We start from the raw sequence: 22764 nt of genomic DNA, 5'->3' as shown, positions 1-22764 counted from the left end.
GGCCGCTGCGCGCGATGCGGCAGTCGTGATTTGAACCGGTTGGCTTTGCAAGGATGCCGAGATTGGAACACGCCATCATCCCCGACACGTCGCTGCACGCGCATCACGCGTACTGGGCGAAACTGCGCCGCGACCTGCATGCGCATCCCGAGTTGCGATTCGAAGAACACCGGACGTCCGACGTCGTCGCCCGCGAGCTCGAATCGCTCGGCTATGCGGTGTCGCGCGGGCTGGGCGGCACGGGCGTGGTCGCGAGCCTGCCCGGCGCGGATCCCGGTCGCGGCATCGTGCTGCGCGCGGATCTCGACGCATTGCCGATTCGCGAAGCCAACGACTTCGCGCATGCATCGTGCACGCACGGGATCATGCACGCGTGCGGCCATGACGGCCACACCGTGATGCTGCTCGGCGCCGCGCGCGTACTGAAAGCGTTGCCGCAGTTGGCCGGCACCGTCCATTTCGTGTTTCAGCCGGGCGAAGAGGGCGGCGCGGGCGCGCGCCGGATGATCGACGACGGACTGTTCGAGCAATACCCGACGGAAGCGGTATTCGGCATGCACAACTGGCCCGGGTTGCCGGCCGGTCATTTCGGGTTGCGCACGGGCCCGATCATGGCCGCGGGCTCGCGCTTCAGGATCACGGTGACGGGCAAGGGCGCGCATGCGGCGCAGCCGCATCTGGGCATCGATCCGGTGCCGCTCGCGTGCTCGATGGTGCTGCAGTGCCAGACGATCGCCGCGCGGCACAAGGATCCGGTGGATCCCGCCGTCATTTCCGTGTGCATGTTCCATGCGGGTACGACGGACAACGTGATTCCCGATACCGCCGAGCTGCGCGGCACGATCCGCACGCTGTCGTCGTCATTGCAGCAGAAGCTGCAGCGAGACGTCCGGCTCGCTTGCGAGGGATTGGCAAGCGCTTATGGCGCACAGGTCGACGTGGAATTCTTTCGGTACTACCCGGCGACGGTCAACACGCCGGCCGAGACGGCCCTGTGCGAAGCGGCGATTCGCGACACGTTCGGCGACCCACGTCTGTTTCGCGACGTGCCGCCGAACATGACGTCCGAAGACTTCGGCTTCATGCTGGAAGAGCGGCCGGGCGCTTACGTGCTGATCGGCAATGCGCGGGACGGCGCGAGCGCACCGGCGCTGCATCATCCGAAATACGACTTCAACGACGACATCATTCCGGCCGGAGTCCGGTATTGGGTCGCGTTGGCGCAACGTTACTTCACGCGATCGCCGTGATGCGTCGGGGCGGCTTGGAAACCGGCCGGCGTCAGGCCCGGGGCAGGCGTGCTTCCGGATCGTCATGCGCCCATGCCAGCCGGCGATAACCGTGCAATCTATCGCCGCTTCGATGTGATCGCCGCCTATTTTTCTGACGTGCCGTGCCGCGCGACCGCACCCTTTGAAAGGACTGCTTGATGAATGAGGAACATGAAGTGAACGAGCGCGATACGACGTCCGCGCTTCGCTACCGGCGATTCACCGCGGCGGACGTTCCCGCCGCGCATGCCCTTTCCATGGCGCTGCGCTGGCCGTTCAGGGCGGAAGACTGGCAGTTTTCCGCCGACACGTCGATCGCGTTCGCGGCCGAGGAAAACGGGGTGGTCATCGGCACCGCGATGGGCTGGAAGTACGGTGCGGATCGCGCGGCAATCGGGCATGTGATCGTGTCCGACGCGCATCAGGGCCGCGGAATCGGCCGCAAGCTGATGGAGACGCTCCTCGGCGAACTGGGGCCGCGCGTCACGTTTTTGCACGCGACGCCGGCCGGTCGGCCCCTCTACGAGAAACTGGGGTTCAACGTGTGCGGCTCGCTGGGCCAATATCAGGGGAACGTCGATCGGCCCGCCGCGGTTGTCGTGCCGGCCGGCGAGCGGTTGCGTGCCGGTTCGCCGGCCGACTGGCCGCGCCTGGTCGAACTCGACGCGCGAGCGTCCGGCCTCGAACGCGAAGCGCTATTGTCCGCGTTGCAGATGCGCCGAGAAAGCGTCGTGCTCGAACGTGATGGCGAGGTCGTCGGGTTTTCGGTGCTGCGGCGATTTGGCCGCGGTTACGTGATCGGCCCGGTGGTCGCGCCGCGCTCAAGCGATGATGCGCATGCGAAGGTGCTGATCGGCTATTGGCTGACGAAACGCGACGGCGAATTCGTTCGTGTCGATGTGCCTGACGGGAGCAGTTTGCCGGACTGGCTGAGCGAACAGGGGCTGAAACAGGTGGATACCTGCTCGAAGATGGTTCGCAACGCGCCGGCCGCGGCGCACGAGGGCACGGCCGACCCCGCCTTTGGACTGTACGGGCTGGTCAGTCAGTCCATGTTGTAGACCTCGGCCCCGCCCGGGGCAGACGAATTCGGCGGCCCTCCCAACTGCTCGTCGATCGTACGGGGCAGCGGCGACCGGTTCCCCCCGACGACTGCCCGCACCGCCGCGCTGCGCATGAAGACGCGGCATCGCGCTCAGCGGACGAGCGCTGCCGCGAAGTCGCGATACGTCCGCAGCGGGCGGCCCAGGATCGCGGTCAGCCGCTCGACGTCGCCGGCCTCCGGCACCATGCCGTCGCTGACGTAGCGCTCGGCCATCAGCCGCATTTCATACGCCATCCATTTCGGCATGAATTTCGCGAAATTGGCTTCGAACGGCGTGGGATCGTCGCCGCCATAGGCAACCGGGCGCCCGAGCGTGTCCGACCAGATGGACGCCAGCTGCGTGCCGGTCAGCGTGTCGGGCCCGACCAGGTTGATCGTGTCGACCCGCAGCGTGGCTGGCGCATCGTTGCGCCGGATCAGCTCGATCGCCGCGACTTCCGCGAGGTCGCGCACGTCCACCATCGCGACGCCCTTGCCGCCGATCGGTATCGGATAGACGCCGTGCCCGACGATCACGTCCTTGATCATCGCTTCGTTATCCATGAAATACGCGGCCCGCAGGATCGTCGAGCTGAAGCCCATCTGCTCGATCATCCGTTCGGCGCCGGATTTTACTGCGAAGTGCGGCACGTTCACGAAGCGGTCGGCATGGAGGACCGACAGATAGACGACGCGCTCGATACCCGCTTCTCGGGCGAGATTCAGCGCGATCAGCGCCTGCGTGAATTCGTCGCCGGCCACGCCGTTGAGCAGGAACAGCGTGCGGACGCCGGAGAACGCGGTGCGAAGGGCGTCGACGTCGAGCATGTCGCCCTGCGCGACGGACACTGCCGCCGGAAAGTCGGCCTTGGACGGATCGCGCACCAGTACGCGCACGTCGGCGCCGCGATCGACGAGTTGACGGACGAGCTGGCGGCCTACACGGCCGGTGGCGCCGGTAACGAGAATGGTCATGATGTTCACTCCTGAGGTAACGATGGGATTGACTGCCCACGTAAGTTAAGTGATCCGCATGCGATCCGGAAGGTGTGGTAAATAGACATACCGTCTCACTGGTGGAACACATGGACTTGCTCGCTCTTGCCGATTTCAACCTCGTCGCCCGGCATGGCAGCTTCGGGGAAGCCGCACGCGCGGCCGATCGCCCGAAGGCGACGCTGTCGCGCCGCGTCGCGGAACTGGAGAACAGCCTGTCGCTGCGCCTGTTCGAGCGCGGCTCGCGTGGCGTGACGCTCACGCAGGAAGGGCGTGCGCTCTACGAGCGCACGGGCGTGCTGCTCGCGGAGCTTGCCGACAGCGCGTCGGCGATTGCGGCGAGGAGCGAGCGGCCGCGCGGCCGGTTGCGCATCAGTGCGCCGATGCTCTTTTCTCAGTTCGCGATGGGGAGGCTGGTGGCGACGTTCGCGCTGAAATACCCGGACGTCAGGCTGGAGGTGACGACGGAAGACCGGCCCGTCGACATGGTCGAGGAAGGGGTAGACCTCGTGATCCGCGTGAACCCGGACCCTGACGAAAGCCTGATCGGGCGCGTGTTCCTGCGCGACCGGCTGGTCGTCGTCGCGAAGCCCGGGCTGGCGCGGCCGAGCGGCGACACGCCCGCGCCGGCCGTCGTTCGCGGGGCGACCGAAGGTCGCGCGGCATGGGAGGTCTCGCACCCGGCCGGGACGTCGCACATCCCGATCGAACCGGTGGCACGGCTGTCGTCGCTGATCATGGTGCGCGATACGGTCCGTCTCGGCCTGGGCGCCGCATGTCTGCCGGTGTCGCTCGTGAGCCGCGACCTGGCCGCCGGCACGCTCGTCAGCTGGGGCGACGTGCCGGGGCCCGATATCGAATTGTGGGCGCTGTATCCGTCCAGGCGGTTGTTGAGCGCGCGCGTTTCCGCGTTTCTCGATCACCTGGCCGACGCGTTTCCGTCCGGAAAGCCGGAAGAACTGGCTGCGTATGTCGAACCCGGAGCGTGAAGCGGCTTCGGTCGCGGCGGCGCACGTGTGTCGCGCTCGCGATCGCCGTGATGTCCTGAAGGGGGTGCGTCACGATCCGCAGGGGCGCGCGCCGGCGCCCAGCCGATGCCGACGGTAAAAGCCGGAACGGTTTCCACCAACCCGTCGAGCCGGTTGCGTTTCACCTCGCGGCGAATCGCGAGCAACGCGAGACGCGGCGGCGCCTCCGGTCATCCCGGGGTCGGTGGAGAGTCCGTCGATTGATAACCGGAGTGCATCAATCATTCCGAAAATCGCACTTATCGTTTGGTCGATACCGCGCCAACATGCCGGAAAACGACAATCAATCAGCCCCACCCGCGTATTCCAGGATTTTCAGGAGACACCCCGATGCACCCCTCGTCCAGCCTTCCGGCCGAACGTTCGAAGGCCGCCGCGATCTTTCGCGTCACGGCCGGCAATTTTCTCGAGCAATTCGACTTCTTCCTGTTCGGTTTCTACGCCACGCAGATCGCCAACGTCTTCTTCCCCGCGCAGAGCGAGTTCGCGTCGTTGATGATGACCTTCGCCGTGTTCGGCGCCGGCTTCCTGATGCGCCCGCTGGGCGCCATCGTGCTGGGCGCGTACATCGACGAGGTCGGCCGCCGCAAGGGTCTGATCGTCACGCTGTCCATCATGGCGAGCGGCACCATCCTGATTGCGTTCGTGCCGGGCTACGCGACGATCGGGCTGCTGGCGCCCGTGCTCGTGCTGATCGGGCGGTTGCTGCAGGGCTTCTCCGCAGGTGCCGAACTGGGCGGCGTATCGGTCTATCTCGCCGAACTGGCGACGCCCGGCCGCAAGGGTTTCTTCACGAGCTGGCAATCGGCCAGCCAGCAGGTGGCGATTGTCATCGCGGCGGGCCTCGGCTTTGCGCTCAATCAGTGGCTGAGCGCATCACAGATCGCCGCCTGGGGATGGCGCGTGCCGTTCTTCGTCGGCTGCATGATCGTGCCGTTCATCTTCATGCTGCGCCGCAACCTGGAGGAAACCCAGGAATTCAAGGCGCGCAAGCATCGCCCGGGCATGAAGGAAGTATTCGGTACGCTGGTCCAGAACTGGGGCGTCGTGGTTGCCGGCATGATGCTGGTCGCGATGACCACCACGAGCTTCTATCTGATCACGGTCTATGCGCCGACCTTCGGCAAGACGGTGCTGCATCTGAGCACCGCCGACAGCCTGCTCGTGACGCTCTGCGTCGGCGTGTCGAACTTCGTGTGGCTGCCGATCGGCGGCGCGCTGTCCGACCGGATCGGCCGTCGGCCGCTGCTGGTCGGCATGACGATGCTGACCGTCGTGACCGCCTATCCGGCGCTGTCGTTCCTCGCGCACGCGCCGTCGTTCGCCAACATGCTGCTCGTCCTGCTCTGGCTCTCGTTCATGTACGGCATCTATAACGGTGCGATGGTCGTCGCGCTCACCGAAGTGATGCCGGTGCAGGTGCGTGTCGCGGGCTTCTCGCTCGCCTACAGTCTCGCGACGGCCGTGTTCGGCGGCTTCACGCCGGCCATCTCGACCGGGCTCATTCACATGACGGGCGACAAGGCCGCACCCGGCTACTGGATGAGCTTCGCCGCTGTGTGCGCGCTGCTGGCGACGTTCGCACTCTATCGCCACCGCACGGCGACGTTGACGCCGGCGCATTGAGGTCCGGCCTGTCCGTCACGTTCATCCCCACCCACGAATCTGCACGACCATGACGATGAAAAATCCGCTCCTGAAATTTTGCGCAACCGCGCTCGTCGCCACCGCGGCGCTTGCGGCCAATGTGCAGGCTGCCGAACTGCACGTGATGAGCTCGGGCGGCTTCACTGCCGCCTACAAGGTGCTCGGCCCCCGGTTCGCGGCCGCGACGGGCAATACGCTCGCCACCGCGCTCGGCCCGTCGATGGGAAAGTCGCCCGAAGCGATTCCGAACCGGCTCGCGCGCGGCGAGCCCGCCGACGCCGTCATCATGGTCGGCTACGCGCTGGACGATCTGATCAAGCAAGGCAAGGTCATCCCCGCATCGCGGGTCGAGCTGGCCGACTCGCGCATCGGCATGGTCGTGCGCGACGGCGCGGCCAAGCCCGATATCAGCACCGCCGAAGGTCTCAAGCAGGTGCTGCTGCACGCGAAGTCGATCGCCTACTCGGACAGCGCGAGCGGCGTGTATGTCGAACGCGAGCTGTTCAGGAAGCTCGGCATCGAGGAGCAGGTGAAGTCGAAGGCGAAGATGATTCCGCGGATTCCGGTGGCATCGGTCGTCGCGAACGGCGACTACGAAATCGGCTTCCAGCAGGTCAGCGAACTGCTGCCCGTCCACGGTGCGACCTTCGTCGGCAAGATTCCGGAATCGCTGCAGTCCGTCACGCGCTTCGCCGCCGGCATCCCCGTCGGCGCGCAGCATCCGCAGGAAGCGAAGGCGCTGCTCGACTATCTTGCGTCGCCCGACGTGCAGGCCGACGTGAAATCGACCGGGCTGGATTCCGTTCCCGCGCATTGAGCCCGATCGACGGGAAGGCGTGTGTCAGTCCGCCTTCCCATTGCCGCCGCCGTCTCCCGCGACACGGTTTTTATCGGCCCCGTTCGGCAAGGCCGGCCCGCCCGCCGCGAGCCTTTGCGCAAGACGCGTACGATCGCACGCACCTTCCCACGACGATACGAAAATCACCGCGCACGCATTGCTGATCACGCTGGTCAGCGCGCGCGCCTCCGACATGAAGCGATCGATGCCGACCAGCAGCGCCACCCCGGCGACCGGCAGGTCGGGCATGACGGCGAGTGTCGCGACCAGCGCAACCAGGCCGCTGCCCGACACGCCGGCCGCCCCCTTGGACGTGACCAGCATGATGGCGAGCATCGTCGCGATCTGCGACGCGGAAAGCGGGATGCCGCACGCCTGCGCGATGAACAATACCGTGAGCGTCAGATAGATCGCGGTACCGTCCAGATTGAAGGAATAGCCCGCCGGCAGCACGAGTCCCACGATGCCCTTGTCGCAGCCGAGTGCCTCCAGCTTGACGATCAGGCGCGGCAGAACGGGCTCCGTGGACGACGTCGCGAGGACGATGAGCAATTCTTCGCGCAGGTAGCGCAGGAGCCGCCACAGCGCGAAACCGTGCAGTCGCGCGAGCGGTGTGAGCACCAGCGTGACGAACAGCACGCAGGCCACATAGAAGGACGCCATCAGCTTCGCAAGCGAGCCGACCGAACCGATGCCGAAACGGCCCACCGTGAACGCCATCGCGCCGAATGCGCCGAGCGGCGCGAGCCGCATGATCATCGCGAGCACGCGAAAGACGACCTGGGCGACACCGTCGATCAACGCCAGAACGGGCCGGCCGGCCCGCGGATGCGCATTCAACGAGAAGCCGAACAACAGCGACAGCAGCAGCACCGGCAACACTTCGCCTCCGGCGAATGCGCCGAGCATCGTATCCGGAATCACGCTCAGCCCGAACGCCACCAGCCCGCGCGGTTCCCCATGCTTCGCATATGGAGCGAGGATGCTTGCATCCAGATGGCCGACATCGACGTGCATGCCGGCGCCGGGTTGCAGCACATAGGCAGTGACGAGTCCGAGCGCGAGCGCGGCGGCAGTCAATAGATAGAAGAGCGCCAGTGCCCGCACGATCGTGCGGCCGATGGTCTTGCCGTTCGCCAGCGACGTGATGCCCGAGACGATCGTGCAAAAGACGATCGGGGCGATGGTCATCTTCACCAGGCCGACGAATGCATCGCTCAGGGGCTTGAGCATCGCACCCGCCGCCGGCCATGCGTGACCGATGCCCATGCCGAGCATCATCGCGAGCAGAACCTGCACGTAAAGCGATCCAAGCAGCCTGGTCAACCTCACTGTCCGGTTTTCCTTCGTGTCTCTCTACCGTCGTTACGCCGATGCGTCGCGCCTAGCCTCGACGACCATCCGGTGAAACGCCTCGGCGGCCGGGGTGAGCGGTCGTCCGCGCCGCTTCACGATGCCCACGCGTCGCTTGACGACAGGTTCGACGAGCGGCACGCTCGTGAGAACAGGGTGGTCATGCCCGGGCATCGCCATCGAGGGGACCGCGGCGACGCCGAGCCCCGCTTCGATCAATCCGAGCAGGGTCGTCACGTGGCGTGTCTCGCAGACGCTCGGCGCGCGCGGCGCGACGGCAGCCAGCGCCTGGTCGAGCAGCAGACGGTTGCCGGACGTCTTGTCGACCGACACATAATCGTGCTCGTAAAGTTCATTCCAGGTCACGCGCTTCTTGCGTGCAAGCGGGTGGTCGCGGCGACAGGCGGCAACGAACCGTTCCTGGAGCAACACCCTGAACTCGATCTCCGCCTCCTGGCTGCCGATGAAACTCACGCCGAAATCCGCCTCGCCGCTGATGACGGCGCCGAGTACCTCGTTGGCGCTTGCGTCGAGCAGTTTCACCCTGATGCGCGGAAAACGCTGATGATATCGCGCGATGACGGCAGGCAGGAAATAGTAGGCGACCGACGGCACGCATGCGATCGTCACATGGCCCAGGCGGCTCGACGAAACGTCGCGAATGCCGAGCAGCGCGGCATCGAGATCGTCGAGCAGTTGCTCGGCGCTTTGGGCGAACACGCGACCGACGGTGGTGAGCGCGACGCTGCGCGTGGTGCGCTCGATGAGCCGCACGCCGAGCGCTTCCTCGAGCTTGTCGATCCGGCGGCTCAAGGCCGGTTGGGACAGGTTGACTGCTTCGGCGGCCTTGCGGAAGCTTCCCGTTTCCACCACGGCGCGAAATGCCTGCAAGTCGGTTAAATCGAAGTTGATCCCCACGGGCAAATCTCCGCGACTCAGATGCCGAGCATTTTGCATGATTCCGCATGGTGCCATGCGCGTTGCGTTGCCTGAAACCCTATGTTTTCGGGTTTGCCCGGCACGGGTGCCCGAACCGCGCACGATAGTCTCGCGGTGATGCGCCGACGCATTTTGCAAACGCGCGCTGCAACGCGTCCACGCTTCCGAATCCCGATCGTTCGGCGATCCGTTCGAGCGGCCAGTCGGCCCGCTCCAGCAGCGCCTTCGCCCGCTCGACCCTTGCAGCCAGCACGTAACGGGCCGGCGAGAGCCCGGTCTCCTTGAGGAAACTGCGCGCAAACGTCCGTTCGCTCACGTGCATGCGGGCCGCCAGCGCCGCGACGCTGAGGTCGCCCGTCGGATCGTCGGCAATGTCGGCGAGCAGGGCGCGCAGGCGCGGCGTCGCGGTTGCCTGGAGATTCAGGCCGACACTGAACTGCGCTTGCCCGCCAGGGCGGTGCATGAACAGCACGAGTTCGCGGGCGACTGCGAGTGCGGTCGGCGCGCCGCAGTCGGCCTCGACGAGCGCCAGACACAGGTCGATGCCGGCCGACACGCCGGCCGATGTATGGAACGGCGGGTCGTTCACGTAAAGTGCATCCGGCTCGACCCGAACCTCGGGACACAGGTCCTGCAGCGTCGCGCATTGATTCCAGTGCGTCGTTGCACGTTTGCCGTTCAGCCATCCGCCGGCGGCGAGCACGAATGCGCCGGTGCAAATGCTGGCGATGCGCCGCGTATGCGCGATGCGCGTGCGCAGCCACGGCAGCACGCCGGCCTCCGACGCGGCGTGACGCAACGCCGCTTCATGTCCGCCCGCGATGACGATCGTGTCGATCTGTTCGGGTAATTCGGCGAGCGCGGCCGGACCGGCCAGCCGCAGCCCCGCATGCGTGACGATGTCATCCCCATACTGAGAAGCCAGCATGAGCCGGTAGGGCGTCGCGTCGGCCGGCAGGTAGCGGTTCGCGACCGCTAACACTTCCATCGGCCCCGTGATGTCGAGGGACTGGACGCCTTCGAAACCGACAACAACGATATGGCGCGCTGGACGGGCTGACTGGGACATGGCTGAAAGTGCGGTGGAGTTGTCCTTGTGACGGCACGCATGATCCTTGTAATTTTCGGGACGTGCAATAGATCGATTCGGGTGGACGATGCAAAGAGGGAAGCGTGCGGTAACGCGCATCATGGTCATCATGCTGTTCGCGTACATGTTGCCGGGCGCTTGCGCCTGGGGCGCGACGCAAGCGGTGGCGCAAGGCAGGCTGCCGGAGACACGGGCGCTGACCGTGACGGCACCGAAGGAAGGGCGCACTCGGCCGCTCGTGGCGATCATCGCCGACAACGCGGGAACCGAGACGACCGATTTCATCGTCCCGTATTCGATCCTCAAGGCGTCCGGCGCGGTCGACGTGGTCGCCGTATCCGTCGACGCCGGGGCCGTCGAACTGATGCCCGCGTTGCGCATGCTGGCCGATACGACAATCGACCAATTCGATGCGGCGATACCCGCTGGGGCAGACGTCGTGGTCGTGCCCGCGATGCATCGCGCCGACCGTCCGGCGGTGCTGGCGTGGTTGAAGAAACAGGCCGCCGCGGGCGCGACGATGGTGGCGATCTGCGACGGTGCGGTGGTGCTGGCCAACGCCGGTCTGCTGCGGCAACACACCGCAACGTCGCACTGGTATTCACGCGACGGGTTGCGCCGCCGCTTTACCGATACGAACTGGGTCGGGGATCGCCGCTACGTGATGGACGGCAACGTGATGACGACGGCCGGCGTATCCGCGTCCATTCCGGCTTCGATCGCGCTGGTCGGTGCATTGGCCGGCCCGGCCGCGGCGAGCGAAACCGCACGACGCATCGGCGTGCAGACCTGGAGCGACGCTCACGACAGCGGGCGGTTTGGACTGACCGCGCGTAGGGTGTCGACGGCGCTCGTCAACCGTATCGTGTTCTGGAAGCACGAGACGTTTGCGCTGCCGCTCGAGAACGGGTTCGACGAGATATCGGTCGCGTTGACCGCCGACGCCTGGGCACGGACGTGGCGCAGCGACGTCATCGCTACGGCCGACGCGCCTGAGGTTGTATCGACGCACGGCTTGCGGCTGCTGACACAGCCGGCAAGTGTCGGGCGCGAACGCGTCGCGGTCCCTGACGGGAAGCACGTCGACGCGGTGCTTCCTGGCGTGCTGGCCGATGTGGCGGCACGCTACGGTGCAGCCACGTCGAACTGGGTAGCACTGCAGCTCGAATATGCCACGGGTTGCGCCGTGAAAACATGCATGGACGGGAGATGAAGGAACCGACTGCCGTGTGCCCCGGCCGCGCAAGATGACCGTCGACGAGAAGATCGAGGCCGAGCGCAGACAGGCGGCGTTCGAAGCAGAGACCGAGGTTGGCTTGCCGTCGCGAGAGGGTCAGCCAAGAGGGGGCCGGGCGGGGCATGTCGAGCCGGCCGGCGTATGAGGTAGCGGGGATCCGCCACGGCTGTTAGTGGGTCCGACATCGTGACCGCCCGGACATTGCCCCCGACAAATCCATGCCGCACCGGCGGTTGGCCATCGCCGCTTGGTCTCTACTTCCGAACATCGCGGAAAGCGGCGGAATCACCTGGCGGCCAAAGTCGCGTGGTTGATTCTTGGCAGCCACGCATACGCAATCGTTACCAGCGCCGCGCCGACGACCAGCATCGGCGCCACCATGGGCCACGCGCCTAGCTGATAGCGCGGATCGGTGAAGCCCGCTGCTGCCTGTCCTACGCAGAAAGCAAAGAGCATCATGATGAAGCCGGACCAGGATACGGCGCGGCCTGCCAGATGAGGCAGGCCGCTGACCGCGCCTGCCTGCCCGCATGGCTGATGGATTCCGTGGCCGAGGCAATACACGCCATGCCCCACGAGCAGCGGCCAGATGCTGTCGGGCAGCAGCGCACACCCCAACGCCTGGATCACCGCGCCGGACAGGCTCAACGTTGCGCCTTGTCGAACCGTTCGCAGCATGCTCTGACGGCGCAGCAACACACGGCAGCCATACGTACTCAGCACATAGACGAGCGTACCGCCCGCCGGTATCCAGCCATACTGCCGGGGCGATATGCCGAGATGCCCGATGTAGATTGCCGGGGAAAGCAGCAGAAAGCAGAACATGCCGGTGTATGTCGACGCGGCCAGCAGCGTCCATACCCTGAACGTGGCATTGCCGAGTATCTCGCGCACATCTCGGCTCGAGCCCCGCCTCGGCGCGATTCGGGCGAGGCTTTCCTCGAAGCCGTACCAGCACATGACGAGCAACCCGAATGCATACAGGCCCATCCCCGCGAGCACCCATCGCCATCCCGCTTGCTGTGTGACATACGCACCGAGAAGCGGGGCAAGGAACGCCATCATCCCCATCCCCATGAACCCGCGCGCCATCACGAACGGGCCGTCGCCTGCCGAATACCGGTCGCGCACCGTCGCGCGGGCGCATACCAGTATCGCGGCCATGGCCAGGCCCTGCATCGCACGAGCAGCCACCAGCATCGCTGCGGTTGAAGCCAGCGATGCTGCCAGCGCGGTCAGCGCATAGAGCGCAAGGCCGGACAGCAAGACGGGACGGCGGCCGAATCGGTCGGACAGGCTGCCCATCGGCAGTTGTCCGATACCGAATATCAATGCGAAAACCGTGAGGCTGACGCTGGCGGAGCCCAGCGTCGTGGCGATTTCAGGCAGCGCCGGCAGGTAACTGTCGGTCGCCACCGGCTGGGCCGCAAGCAGAAGCGGCAACATGAGCGCGAAGCTCAGGCGAGCGGGTCGCGTGGTGTCCGGCATGACGGTTTTGGGCGCGGTATCGGGCATCAGGCATCGGGTAAAGGCAACGTCAACGCTAGGTCGCTCGTCCGGCGAGGGCGGCAGCGGCGAGCAGGAAAGGCCGGGCGCAAGGGGCGCCGAACACGACGCCCCGTCGAGCGCTGGCTAGCCACCCACGGATCCCGGCACGTGTTCGCGCACGAGGCGATTGCGAGACAGCGCCTCGGCGCGCAGCCGGTCGTATTCTGCCTTGTCGACCGGTTGAGCGTTCACACGCCCCAGGTCGTTCATAGGGACACGATAGGTCTCGCGTGCGCTCGAGGCCGCGAGCGCCGCAATCGCGGTGATGCCGAACGCGATCGCACCGACGATCAGCCAGACGTGGTGTGCGCCCGGCGGCGCAACCGCCGTGAACAGGGCGGGCAGCATCGCGGTGGCCGCGGTACCGAGGTTTTGCGCGATTGCCATCGCCGAGACGCGCGTGCGGGTCGGGAAGAGTTCCGGGTAAAAGGCGGGAAAGACCGCGTTGTAGCCCTGGTACACCACGCCCCACATGAGCATCGACATCGCGAATGCGAGCGGCACGTTCCGGATGCTGATCGCATACAGGTAGGCGAACGAGAGCAGCCCGGCGGCCAGCGAGCCGACGATGAGCGGCGGCCGGCGGCCGACCCGGTCGGACAGGTTGCCGACGAACGGAATCACGATCATCGCAACGATATTGCCCACCACGGTGATCCAGAGATAGATATCTTTCTGGAACCCGATGCCATACGCCGGCTGGACCGCATAGGCTGCGCCGAAGATCGTGGCGACGACCGGAATCACGTTCATCATCGACATGCAGGCAACGCGCGCCATGTCGGGCAAGTGGTGCCTGAAAGCGTCGGCAACGGGCGAGCCGGCTTGCGGCCGGTTGCGTACGGCCTCATCGAAGGCCGGCGACTCGTCGACCTCGCGGCGAATGATCAAACCCGCGACGATCACCAGCGCACTCAGCAGGAACGGAATGCGCCAGCCCCAGCTATCGAATTGCGCGGACGGCATGTAGTAGGCGAGCGGCAGGAACACGGCGGCGGCCAGCACCTGTCCGGCCTGCACGCCCTGTAGCGTGAAGCTGACGAAGTAGCCGCGTCGACCGAACGGCGCGTGCTCCAGGATCATCGAGCTCGCGCCGGTAATCTCGCCGGCCACGGCGAAGCCTTGCAGCAGGCGAAGCGTCACCAGCAATGCCGGCGCGATCAGCCCGGCTTGCTGATAGGTCGGCAGGAGGCCGACGCCAACGGTCGAGATGCCCATCAGGAACATGCAGAAAAGCAGGACGGTTTTCCGTCCGCGTGTGTCGCCGAGATGGCCCAGTACGAACGCGCCGATCGGGCGGGACACATAGCCGACACCGTAAGTGGCCAGCGACGCGATGATGGCCGTCGTGGGGCTCCCGTGCGGAAAGAATATCTGCGGGAAGATCAGCGCCGATGCCGTGGCGTAGATGAAGAAATCGTAGTATTCGAGCACCGATCCGATCCAGCCGCTAACGGCGGCTTTTCTCGATTGGTGCCTGCCCCTGGGCTCGTCCCGCAAGGTCGTGGTCATCGTCGTCTCCAGATATTGATATGCGTGGCCGGGCAAGGCGGGTGATGCGGGGAGTCGTCACTGCCCGATGTGTCGCCCCCGTTGTGCAATCTGATCGTGGCCCATCGATACGACGCGCGGCGAACCACCGCGGTGCGCAACGCAGCGTCCTGGCAACGGCGGCGCATGTGCGTGGTTCCCGCATCGGCGGCCGATGCGGGAATCGGCTTATTCCCCGCCGAGCGCCGAAACCGCAGCCCTCAGCGCGAGCAGATAGCTTTGGACGCCGAAACCGCAAATCTGCCCGCTGACGATCTCGGCCAGGACGGAGTGATGCCGAAACGGCTCGCGCGCATGAATGTTGGACATGTGCAGCTCGACGATCGGACACGTGAGGATGGCAAGGGCGTCGCGTATGCCGTAGCTGTAGTGCGTCCACGCCCCCGCGTTGATCAGCACCGCGTCCTGGCGTTCCTCGAAAGCGCGATGAATGCGCTCGCACATCGCGCCTTCGCTGTTTGTCTGGAACGATTCCACGTGCGCACCCAGTTCCGTTGCCAACCCTTGCAGTCGCGCATCGATCTGCGCGAGCGTGATCGTCCCGTATTGCGCCGGATCGCGCTTGCCGAACATGTTGTGATTGATGCCATGCAGCATCAGAATCTTCTTCATGCGAATCTCCATCGTGTGTTCAATCAAAGGGCACGGCCAGCCGATCGATCACCGAACCGGTCTCGGGGCGTACGCCGCGCCACCACGCGAATGCTTCGGCCGCCTGCTCGACCAGCATGCCGACGCCATCCGCGATGCCGTGAACGCCAGCGTTTTTCGCGAGCCTGAGAAACGGTGTCAGGCGCTTGCCGTAGGCCAGTTCGTAGGCCGTGCCGGCCGGACTGAACACGCTCGGCGGGACCGGCGGCAGGTCGCCGGTCAGGCTGGCCGACGTGGCATTGACGACTAGGTCGAAACGCCCCATCCGTGCGAGGTCCGCGTAGCCGCCGGCGACGAGCGGACCGCGTCCGGCAACCTGCGCGGCCAGTGCGCGCGCCTTGTCGACATCGCGATTCGCGATGACCAGTTCGGCCGGTCCCGCTTCGAGGAACGGCAACAGCGCGCCGCGTGCCGCGCCGCCTGCACCGAGCACCAGTACGCGCTTGCCGGCCATCGGCAGATGGAGGTTCGCTTCGATGTCGCGAACCAGTCCGATGCCGTCGAAGTTGTCGGCCAGGATGCGGCCGCCGTCGAGCTTGAGCGCGTTGGCCGCCCCCGCGAGCTGCGCACGCTCGCTGCGTTCGTCCGACATCGCGAACGCGTCGAGCTTGAACGGCGCGGTGACGTTGAGACCCTTGCCGCCGTCCTCGAAAAACGCGCGAACCGCGGCCGCGAAAGCGCCTGCCGGCGCGACGGGCCCCTCGATGGCCGTATAGCGAATGTCCTGCCGCGTCTCCTGCGCGAAGAGACCGTGAATCAGTGGGGATTTCGTATGTCCGATCGGATTGCCGATCACCGCGTATCGGTCGGTCATCATTGGCTCGCTTTTGAATAGAGGACGCCATCGGCCTGCATCGCGTCGATTTCCGCCGAATCGAACCCGAGGGAGCGCGCGATGTCCGCGTTGTGCTGCCCGAGATCGGGCGCGACGTCGCGAATCGTCGTATCGCAATCGGAAAACCGGAACGGCAGGTTGGGCAGGCGCAGCGTCCCGTAGCGCGGATGCTGTTGCTCGACGACCATGCCTCTGGCCTGGATCTGCGGATCGTTCAATACCTCGTCGATGCGCTGCACCTTCGCGCACGGAACGTCGATGCCGTCCAGCAGTTCGAGCACCGACGCGACGGAACGTGCGGCTACCCACGGCTCGACCACCGACAGAATCTCCTCACGGTGCGCGTTGCGTCCGGTGCTGCCGTGAAACCGGGTGTCGGTGCCGAAGCCGGCCGGGCCACCGTGCGTGGCGATCAGTTCGGCGAAGCGCTTCCACGCGTCGTCGACCTGTGCGGCGATCACGAGATCGCCGTCCGCGGCGCGGAATACGCCATAGAGCGTCGAGGTCGGCATGTCGTGCCCGGTCTGCTCGGGCAGCACGCCCTGCAACGTGTAGCACTGCACCGCATATTCGTGCATCGATACCAGCGTGTCGTACAGCGCCATGTCGATGTGCTGCCCGCGACCGCTCTTCACGCGCCCCAGCAACGCGGCGTTGATGGCCGCGACCGCGTGAATGCCGGTGTACATGTCGCCGAGCGAGATGCGCAGCAGCGGCGGCCGCTCGCCTGGCGTGCCGACCATCTGCATGATCCCGCTCTTGGCTTCGGCGATCAGCCCGAAGCCCGCACGATGCGCATCGGGACCGGTATGCCCGTATGCCGAAATCGAACAGTAGACGAGGCCCGGATTGCGTGCCGACAATTCGGCGTAGCCGAGCCCGAGCTTGTCCAGCGCGCCCGGCCGATAGTTCTCGATGAACACGTCGGCGGAGTCGCACAGCCGCTGCATGAACGCCTTGCCGCGCGCGTCTTTCATGTTGACGCTCACGCCGCGCTTGCCCATGTTGAGCTGCAGGAAATAGCCGCTTTGCTGGTCGTCGAGCACGGTCGCGTGCTGCCGTCCGGCGTCGCCCGACCCGGGGCGCTCGACCTTGATGACTTCGGCGCCGAGCGCCGCGAGACAGCGCCCGACATACGGCCCGGCAAGGAAGTGGCTGTAGTCGACGACGCGCATGCCTTCGAGTGGACGAGCCTGCATTACCGTGCCTCCGGGCGGCGCGGCACCATCAGGCGATGCTCGCCGCGTTGAACGACCTGACCATCCTGATTGATCAGTTCCGACGGCAGCACGACGATGCCCCAATCCGGTCGACTCTTGCTGGCCCGCATCGAGCCGACGCGGAACTCGACATGAAGCACGTAGCCGACCTTGATCGGCAGCAGGAAGTCCCAGGTCCAGCCGAGCGACATGCCCGGCAGGAAGCGATAGTCGCTCTGCGTCTTCAGGCCATCGGCGATGGACAAGCCGAACAGCCCGTGCGCGACGAGACACCCGAAATGGCTCGCGTTCGCGTATTCCTCGTCCACGTGGACGGGCGTATGGTCGCCGGTGAGCTCGGCGTACGCGAGAATGCGCTCCTTGGTCACGATGTAGCTCGGGCTCGTGCATACGTCGCCCTCGCGGGCGTCGTCCCAGTATTTCTCGACGATCGTCATGATCACGCCTCCGCGCGCGGGTTGATGGCCAGCGCCTGCGCGACGCAAGAAGCCGGTCTGGCCTGGATCAGTTCGACGGCCAGCCCGTCGGGCAGGCGAAGCCAGTTCCGCCCTTGCGGCATTTCCGTTATGCCGAATCGTTGGGCCGCGGCCAGCGCGGCCTCGAGGTCCTCGCACATCACGCCGAGATGGGCGAGCCGGCCTTCCGGGCCTTCGTGTTCCGGCGCGTGGATGAACTGCAGGCCGCCGAGCGTCCAGTACTGGCGTGGTGCGTCGAGCGTGCCGTCCACTTCGCGCAAGGTCATGCCGAGCACGTCCTCGAAGAAGCGGATGTGCCAGCGAATGTCCTTCACCCAGATCGCAACGTGTTCGAGATAGGCTTTCGGGATGCTCATGCGGCGGCCTCCTTCCGTTGGCGATCGGCCATCGCGCGTTCCAGCCCCTTGATGCAGGCGACGAGCGTTGCATTGACCGGGGTCGGCACGCCGTAACGCAGCCCCCAGCGCACGACCGACCCGTTGATGAAGTCGATCTCTGTGATCGAGCCTTTCTCCAGGCTCTGCAGCATCGACGTCTTGAACGTCGCGGGCAGACCCTCGGCGGCGAGCGTCCATGCCTGTTCGGGATCGGTCATCGAAAGCTTCACCCCAGCTGCCTGCGCCGCCGCGATCGCCTCGGCCACGGCCGCGAGCGACGTCGCCTTCAACAGCGGCTCGTCGTAAAGCTGCCCGTAGGTGAGGCCGGTCAGGCCCGTCAGCGCGCCCGTCGCGACATTCACCAGCAGCTTGTCCCACATCGTGCCGACGATGTTGTCGCTGATCGTCGTGGCAAGGCCGGCGGCGTTGAACGCTGCGGCGATTGCCTGCACGCGGGGTGTGATGCGGCCGTCGAGTTCGCCGATATAGGTGTATTTGCCGATCACGCCGGATTCGATATGACCCGCGCCGCGCAGCACGCCGCCAACGTAGGTCTTGCCTGCGAGGACGCGCTCGCGGCCGACGACGTCGATCAGGATGTCCTCGTGTCCGAGGCCGTTCTGCAGCGACAGCATGACGGTATCCGGCCCCACCAGCGACTGGGCGCCGCGGATGGCCGCGTCGGTGTGGAACGACTTGACCAGCACGACGACGAGGTCGGCCGTGCCGACATCGGCCGCCCGGGTCGTCGCGTGGACGCGTACGTGCCGGGTGCCGCCGGCAGCGTCGACGCGCAGGCCGTCACGGCGCATCGCATCGACGTGCGTGGGCGAGCGGTCGATCAGCCAGGTTTCGTGGCCGCCTTGGGTGAGGGTGGCGCCGATCGCACAGCCCAGTGCGCCAGCGCCCAGAATGGCTATTTTCAATGACTTCTCCTTGACGTATGGCGTCACGATAGGAGCCGCCGCTCATGCCGACAATGCAATGGATACAATGACGTCATTGCCATGGACAATAATGCGACGATGCCCGCCGATCTGCCCGACCTGAAGCTGCTGCAGCTATTCGATCTTCTGTACGATGTGCGCAGCGTCACGCGAGTTGCCGAGCAACTGGGCCAGAGCCAGCCCACCGTCAGCATCTGGCTCGGGCACTTGCGGGAACACCTGCACGATCCGCTCTTCATCCGAACGCCAGGGGGGATGGCGCCGACGCCTCAAGCCGACGCATTGATCGGGCCTTGCCGGGAGATTCTCGAATCCCTGCGGCGCTTCACCGCGTGGGAGATCGCGTTCGATCCAGCGACGGCCCAGCGGCGCTTTCGCATCTGCATGACCGACGCGAGCCACATCACGCTGCTTCCGCGGCTGCTGGCCCATGTCCGGGCGCAGGCGCCCGGCGTCCGGCTGGAAGTGGCGCGGATCGACGGCAATACGGAGCGCGCGCTCGAATCGGGCCAAGCCGACCTCGCGATCGGTTATGTGCCCTGGCTTGGCGGCGGCATCTATCAGCAGAAGCTGTACGACCAGGACTGGGTCTGCCTGGCCAACCGGCATCACCCGAGGGTTCGCGGTCGCCTCGGGGCAAAGCAGTATCGTTCCGAAGGACATGTCGCCATTACGGGGGGAACAGGGGCGCAACTCCTCGAGCAGGCGTTGCGACAGGCGTGCATCGAGCGAGACGTCGTGCTGGAACTGCCGGGTTTTCTGGGTTTGGGTGCGATCGTCCAGACGACCGATCTGATCACGACGCTACCCCGTCATATCGGCCAGACACTGGCTCAAGCGAGCGATCTGGCGGTTCATGCGTGCCCGATCCCGGTCGAAGGCTTCGCGGTAAGGCAGCATTGGCACGCGCGGTATCACCATGAGGCAGGCAGCCGGTGGCTGCGCGGGGTGGTGATTCGATTGTTCGGCGTATCGCAATGATCGACGACGTTTGGGAAAACGGTGTGTTTCGTCGAGGTGGAAGGTGACCCGGTCGGCGATGTTGTGCTCTGTCAACGATAACGAGAGGTAGGCATCGTTGCCCCAGCATGGAAGTACAAAACGGGGGCGCTTCACGCCGCTGCCAGATTCTTATGGCGTTTCATGGATGCCGGAGCCTCACGATCGAGTAGCTTATTTTTCCAGTTGTATAGCGTCGGCCTGCTCAAGCCTATCTTTTCTGCGATCACACGTGCACCTCCGTTTGTGGTGCACAGCTCAATGACCGCTGTCTGCTTCAACACTGGGGACGACGGTACATTCGGAGCATTGCTGACAAGACGCTTCCGAATATCGGGGCGCAGCTCGTAGACCCACGCGGCCAGCACTGCGCGACACGGATACCCCAGTGCTATAGTGGTCCCAGCAAAATTGCGGCCATGACTCAAATAACGCTCGACCGCGATCTGCTTCTGTTCGGTGGAGTATCGTGGCCTGGAGCGGCGATAGCCCGCCGGCAAATCGCCAACCTCAATGAACGCACGGTACCATCGTGCCAAGAGGTGGCCGCGCAAATTCGGACAGTCGGGTAAGTGGAATGCCCGGGGCCTGAGCCCGCGATAATGCAGGCAAAGGAACCGAAAAGATGACGAAGAGAACCCGACGGACGCACTCAGCGGCGTTCAAAGCGAAAGTGGCCCTGGCGGCGGTCAAGGGCGAGCGCACGCTGGCCGAATTGGCGCAGCAGTTCGATGTGCACCCGAACCAGATTACGGAGTGGAAGCGGCAACTGCAGGAGCGTGCGGTGGATGTGTTCGGCGCCGCCGGTCCACCGTCGAACGAGCCGCCGGTGGACGTGAAACGCTGCACGCGAAGATCGGACAGTTGACGCTGGAGAACGATTTTTTGTCAGGAGCGCTCGGCAAAGCCGGACTGCTGAGCGCAAAGCGATGATTGACCGTACGCATGCGCTGCCGGTTTCGCGACAGACGCGACTGGTTGGTATCGCGAGATCGAGCGCATATTACCGGGCACAGCCAGTGAGTGAGGTAGATCAGTTGCTGATGCGGCGAATCGACGAGTTGCACATGGAGTTTCCATTTGCCGGGGCACGGATGCTGGTGCGCCTGCTGCGCCGGGAAGGTCATGGGGTGGGTCGCCGTTGCGTACGCACACTGATGAAGCGCATGGGTGTCGAGGCGCTGTACTGCAAGCCGAACACGAGCCGGCGCAACGCACAGCACAAGATTTGGCCGTACCTGCTGCGCGGCATGAAGATCGACCGTGCCAATCAGGTGTTCGCCCTCGACACGACGCATATTCCGATGGCGCGCGGCTTCGTGTACCTGACGGCGGTGGTGGACTGGGCGAGTCGCAAGATTCTCGCGCACCGGATCGCCATCACGCTGGAAGCCACGCACGCCGTCGAGACGCTGGAAGAGGCGTTCGCCCGCTACGGACTGCCGGACATCGTGAACACCGATCAGGGCAGCCAGGGCACGTTCACTGAGGCCGTGCTGAGCCGGGGCGTGCGGCTGTCGATGGACGGCAAGGGGCGTGGCGCGACCACGTGTTCGTCGAATGCGTGTGGCGCAGCGTCAAGTACGAAGAGATTTACCTGCGAGCTTACGAGTCGGTCAGCCATGCCCGGCGCTCCATCGGCGACTACATCGAGCTGTACAACCGGAAACGGCCCCATTCGAGCCTGGCGGATCGGACGCCGGATGAGGCATACTTCGCGACGCTGCCTGCGATCAAACCGGCAGCATGATTGCCTCGGACGTTCCACTTAGAGACGGTTTCAAAAAGAGCCCGTGGGCCTGTTAACTTTCGCGGCGAGCTGTTAACCTCAGGCATCGGAACAACCGAGGCCGAGGAGATGGGCAAGCCGATCATCGACGACGAATTGTGGACACTGATCGAGCCGTTACTGCCGCCATCCAAGCCGCGGCGCGAGAAGAACCCGGGCCGCCTGCCTGTTTCGAATCGCGCCGCGCTGACCGGCATCTTGTTCGTTCTCAAGACCGGACTACGCTGGCGCGACCTGCCTGCCGAGATGGGTTGCGGCTCGGGCGTGACATGTTGGCGGCGGCTGCGCGACTGGCAGGCGGCCGGCGTGTGGGACCGCTTGCACGAGCTGCTGCTCGCGAAGCTGCGAGCAGCAGACCAGATCGACTTCTCGCGAGCCGCTGTCGATTCGTCATCGATTCGCGCCGTTGGGGCAGGCCAAAAACTGGGCCAAACCCTACCGATCGCGCTCGCCCCGGTTCGAAGCACCACATCGTCACCGATGCCAACGGCACGCCGCTTGCCGCGATCCTGACCGGCGCGAACGTCAACGACGTCACGCAATTGCTGCCGCTGATCGACGCGATTCCACCGATTCGCGGATTGCGCGGCCACCCACTGCAGAGACCGCGTGTGGTCTACGCCGACCCCGGATACGACTCCGAGCGACATCGAAAAGCGTTGCGCAATCGTGGTATCGAACCGGTGATTGCCAAGCGTCGTACCGAACACGGCAGCGGCCTTGGAAAATATCGCTGGGTCGTTGAACGCACGCATGCTTGGCTGCATCACTTCCGTCGCCTCCGTATTCGTTTCGAACGCCGTGCCGACATTCACGGCGCGTTCCTCAAACTCGGTTGCTGCCTGATCTGCTGGAATACGCTCCGGCGCGCCGAGCAGTCTTTATGAA

The 22764-nt window shown here is 65.3% G+C and carries 20 protein-coding genes and 2 pseudogenes; 9 read left to right on the top strand and 13 right to left on the bottom strand.

Features of this window, described 5'->3' with window-relative positions; translation table 11 throughout:
* The first annotated feature begins 62 nt into the window (after positions 1–62).
* Positions 63–1250 (top strand): M20 aminoacylase family protein, encoded by a 1188-nt coding sequence (locus QZM67_RS12835; protein WP_301803458.1) that lies wholly within the window; start codon positions 63–65, stop codon positions 1248–1250.
* Between the two features lie 179 nt (positions 1251–1429).
* Positions 1430–2332 carry a GNAT family N-acetyltransferase gene (locus QZM67_RS12830; protein ID WP_301803457.1) on the top strand — a complete coding sequence of 301 codons (903 nt, stop codon included), beginning with the start codon at positions 1430–1432 and terminating at the stop codon, positions 2330–2332.
* A gap of 134 nt (positions 2333–2466) precedes the next feature.
* On the opposite strand, the gene QZM67_RS12825 is transcribed toward QZM67_RS12830, so the two are convergent.
* Positions 2467–3330 (bottom strand): SDR family oxidoreductase, encoded by an 864-nt coding sequence (locus QZM67_RS12825; protein WP_301803455.1) that lies wholly within the window; start codon positions 3328–3330, stop codon positions 2467–2469.
* A gap of 110 nt (positions 3331–3440) precedes the next feature.
* Here QZM67_RS12825 and QZM67_RS12820 point away from each other — a divergent pair, with 110 nt between their 5' ends.
* From QZM67_RS12820 to QZM67_RS12810, 3 genes are all read left to right on the top strand, one after another.
* A complete protein-coding gene (locus QZM67_RS12820) occupies positions 3441–4340 on the top strand; it encodes a LysR family transcriptional regulator (RefSeq protein WP_301803454.1) in 900 nt (299 codons plus the stop codon).
* 369 nt (positions 4341–4709) lie between these two features.
* Positions 4710–6005 carry an MFS transporter gene (locus QZM67_RS12815; protein ID WP_301803453.1) on the top strand — a complete coding sequence of 432 codons (1296 nt, stop codon included), beginning with the start codon at positions 4710–4712 and terminating at the stop codon, positions 6003–6005.
* Positions 6006–6060: 55 nt separating this feature from the next.
* Positions 6061–6843, top strand: coding sequence for a substrate-binding domain-containing protein (locus QZM67_RS12810; RefSeq protein ID WP_301803452.1), 783 nt, complete (start codon positions 6061–6063; stop codon positions 6841–6843).
* Positions 6844–6867: 24 nt separating this feature from the next.
* Here the strand turns inward: QZM67_RS12810 and dctA are convergent, their stop codons facing one another.
* The 3 genes from dctA to QZM67_RS12795 all read right to left on the bottom strand — a co-directional run bounded on the left by dctA (position 6868) and on the right by QZM67_RS12795 (position 10225).
* A complete protein-coding gene (gene dctA, locus QZM67_RS12805; RefSeq protein ID WP_301803450.1) occupies positions 6868–8196 on the bottom strand; it encodes a C4-dicarboxylate transporter DctA in 1329 nt (442 codons plus the stop codon).
* A gap of 33 nt (positions 8197–8229) precedes the next feature.
* Positions 8230–9135 (bottom strand): LysR family transcriptional regulator, encoded by a 906-nt coding sequence (locus tag QZM67_RS12800; RefSeq protein WP_301803449.1) that lies wholly within the window; start codon positions 9133–9135, stop codon positions 8230–8232.
* A 79-nt stretch (positions 9136–9214) separates the two neighbouring features.
* Positions 9215–10225 (bottom strand): GlxA family transcriptional regulator, encoded by a 1011-nt coding sequence (locus tag QZM67_RS12795; RefSeq protein ID WP_301803802.1) that lies wholly within the window; start codon positions 10223–10225, stop codon positions 9215–9217.
* A 121-nt stretch (positions 10226–10346) separates the two neighbouring features.
* On the opposite strand from QZM67_RS12795, the gene QZM67_RS12790 reads away from it, so the two are divergent.
* Positions 10347–11459: a DJ-1/PfpI family protein gene (locus QZM67_RS12790; RefSeq protein ID WP_301803447.1), complete on the top strand. Its 1113-nt coding sequence runs from the start codon at positions 10347–10349 to the stop codon at positions 11457–11459.
* A gap of 309 nt (positions 11460–11768) precedes the next feature.
* On the opposite strand, the gene QZM67_RS12785 is transcribed toward QZM67_RS12790, so the two are convergent.
* The 8 genes from QZM67_RS12785 to QZM67_RS12750 all read right to left on the bottom strand — a co-directional run bounded on the left by QZM67_RS12785 (position 11769) and on the right by QZM67_RS12750 (position 19067).
* Complete coding sequence (locus QZM67_RS12785) at positions 11769–12971, bottom strand: MFS transporter (protein WP_301803799.1); 1203 nt, start codon at positions 12969–12971, stop codon at positions 11769–11771.
* Positions 12972–13115: 144 nt separating this feature from the next.
* Positions 13116–14543: an MFS transporter gene (locus QZM67_RS12780; protein WP_301803446.1), complete on the bottom strand. Its 1428-nt coding sequence runs from the start codon at positions 14541–14543 to the stop codon at positions 13116–13118.
* Positions 14544–14750: 207 nt separating this feature from the next.
* Entirely contained in the window at positions 14751–15194 is a 444-nt protein-coding gene (gene aroQ / locus QZM67_RS12775) for a type II 3-dehydroquinate dehydratase (RefSeq protein WP_301803444.1), read from the bottom strand.
* A gap of 19 nt (positions 15195–15213) precedes the next feature.
* A complete protein-coding gene (gene aroE, locus QZM67_RS12770) occupies positions 15214–16047 on the bottom strand; it encodes a shikimate dehydrogenase (RefSeq protein WP_301803442.1) in 834 nt (277 codons plus the stop codon).
* Positions 16047–17267, bottom strand: a complete 1221-nt coding sequence (locus tag QZM67_RS12765; protein WP_301803439.1) for a CaiB/BaiF CoA-transferase family protein — start codon at positions 17265–17267, stop codon at positions 16047–16049. The genes aroE and QZM67_RS12765 overlap by 1 nt, the downstream gene beginning before the upstream one ends.
* Positions 17267–17725, bottom strand: coding sequence for a MaoC family dehydratase (locus tag QZM67_RS12760; protein WP_301803436.1), 459 nt, complete (start codon positions 17723–17725; stop codon positions 17267–17269). The genes QZM67_RS12765 and QZM67_RS12760 overlap by 1 nt, the downstream gene beginning before the upstream one ends.
* A 2-nt stretch (positions 17726–17727) precedes the next feature.
* Complete coding sequence (locus tag QZM67_RS12755; RefSeq protein ID WP_301803433.1) at positions 17728–18120, bottom strand: VOC family protein; 393 nt, start codon at positions 18118–18120, stop codon at positions 17728–17730.
* A complete protein-coding gene (locus QZM67_RS12750; RefSeq protein ID WP_301803429.1) occupies positions 18117–19067 on the bottom strand; it encodes a ketopantoate reductase family protein in 951 nt (316 codons plus the stop codon). The genes QZM67_RS12755 and QZM67_RS12750 overlap by 4 nt, the downstream gene beginning before the upstream one ends.
* Before the next feature lie 81 nt (positions 19068–19148).
* Between QZM67_RS12750 and QZM67_RS12745 the strand changes: the two genes are divergently transcribed.
* Complete coding sequence (locus QZM67_RS12745; protein ID WP_301803426.1) at positions 19149–20069, top strand: LysR family transcriptional regulator; 921 nt, start codon at positions 19149–19151, stop codon at positions 20067–20069.
* A 137-nt stretch (positions 20070–20206) separates the two neighbouring features.
* Here the strand turns inward: QZM67_RS12745 and QZM67_RS12740 are convergent.
* Positions 20207–20626 (bottom strand): annotated as a pseudogene (locus QZM67_RS12740) (IS3 family transposase); the annotation flags it as partial.
* Positions 20627–20712: 86 nt separating this feature from the next.
* Here QZM67_RS12740 and QZM67_RS12735 point away from each other — a divergent pair.
* Both QZM67_RS12735 and QZM67_RS12730 read left to right on the top strand, forming a co-directional pair.
* Positions 20713–21837: pseudogene (locus QZM67_RS12735) on the top strand (IS3 family transposase).
* A 108-nt stretch (positions 21838–21945) separates the two neighbouring features.
* A protein-coding gene (locus tag QZM67_RS12730; RefSeq protein WP_301803424.1) for an IS5 family transposase occupies positions 21946–22763 on the top strand; the annotation gives its coding sequence in 2 pieces (ribosomal slippage) (positions 21946–22294 and positions 22294–22763; 819 coding nt in all).
* Position 22764 lies beyond the last annotated feature (1 nt).

The sequence above is a fragment of the Burkholderia sp. AU45251 genome (genome assembly GCF_030482905.1).
In the GTDB taxonomy this organism is placed as follows: domain Bacteria; phylum Pseudomonadota; class Gammaproteobacteria; order Burkholderiales; family Burkholderiaceae; genus Burkholderia; species Burkholderia aenigmatica.
The sequence above is the reverse complement of the archived record's forward strand: the minus strand, read 5'-3'. Positions and strand labels throughout refer to the sequence as shown.

What these genes read in the sequence shown, in the direction of transcription:
- QZM67_RS12830 (WP_301803457.1), top strand. Translation starts at nt 1,430, where the DNA reads ATGAATGAGGAACATGAAGTGAACGAGCGCGATACGACGTCCGCGCTT.
- QZM67_RS12825 (WP_301803455.1), bottom strand. Translation starts at nt 3,330, where the DNA reads ATGACCATTCTCGTTACCGGCGCCACCGGCCGTGTAGGCCGCCAGCTC.
- QZM67_RS12820 (WP_301803454.1), top strand. Translation starts at nt 3,441, where the DNA reads ATGGACTTGCTCGCTCTTGCCGATTTCAACCTCGTCGCCCGGCATGGC.
- QZM67_RS12815 (WP_301803453.1), top strand. Translation starts at nt 4,710, where the DNA reads ATGCACCCCTCGTCCAGCCTTCCGGCCGAACGTTCGAAGGCCGCCGCG.
- QZM67_RS12810 (WP_301803452.1), top strand. Translation starts at nt 6,061, where the DNA reads ATGAAAAATCCGCTCCTGAAATTTTGCGCAACCGCGCTCGTCGCCACC.
- QZM67_RS12795 (WP_301803802.1), bottom strand. Translation starts at nt 10,225, where the DNA reads ATGTCCCAGTCAGCCCGTCCAGCGCGCCATATCGTTGTTGTCGGTTTC.
- QZM67_RS12790 (WP_301803447.1), top strand. Translation starts at nt 10,347, where the DNA reads ATGGTCATCATGCTGTTCGCGTACATGTTGCCGGGCGCTTGCGCCTGG.
- QZM67_RS12785 (WP_301803799.1), bottom strand. Translation starts at nt 12,971, where the DNA reads ATGCCGGACACCACGCGACCCGCTCGCCTGAGCTTCGCGCTCATGTTG.
- QZM67_RS12780 (WP_301803446.1), bottom strand. Translation starts at nt 14,543, where the DNA reads ATGACCACGACCTTGCGGGACGAGCCCAGGGGCAGGCACCAATCGAGA.
- aroQ (WP_301803444.1), bottom strand. Translation starts at nt 15,194, where the DNA reads ATGAAGAAGATTCTGATGCTGCATGGCATCAATCACAACATGTTCGGC.
- aroE (WP_301803442.1), bottom strand. Translation starts at nt 16,047, where the DNA reads ATGACCGACCGATACGCGGTGATCGGCAATCCGATCGGACATACGAAA.
- QZM67_RS12765 (WP_301803439.1), bottom strand. Translation starts at nt 17,267, where the DNA reads ATGCAGGCTCGTCCACTCGAAGGCATGCGCGTCGTCGACTACAGCCAC.
- QZM67_RS12760 (WP_301803436.1), bottom strand. Translation starts at nt 17,725, where the DNA reads ATGACGATCGTCGAGAAATACTGGGACGACGCCCGCGAGGGCGACGTA.
- QZM67_RS12755 (WP_301803433.1), bottom strand. Translation starts at nt 18,120, where the DNA reads ATGAGCATCCCGAAAGCCTATCTCGAACACGTTGCGATCTGGGTGAAG.
- QZM67_RS12745 (WP_301803426.1), top strand. Translation starts at nt 19,149, where the DNA reads ATGGACAATAATGCGACGATGCCCGCCGATCTGCCCGACCTGAAGCTG.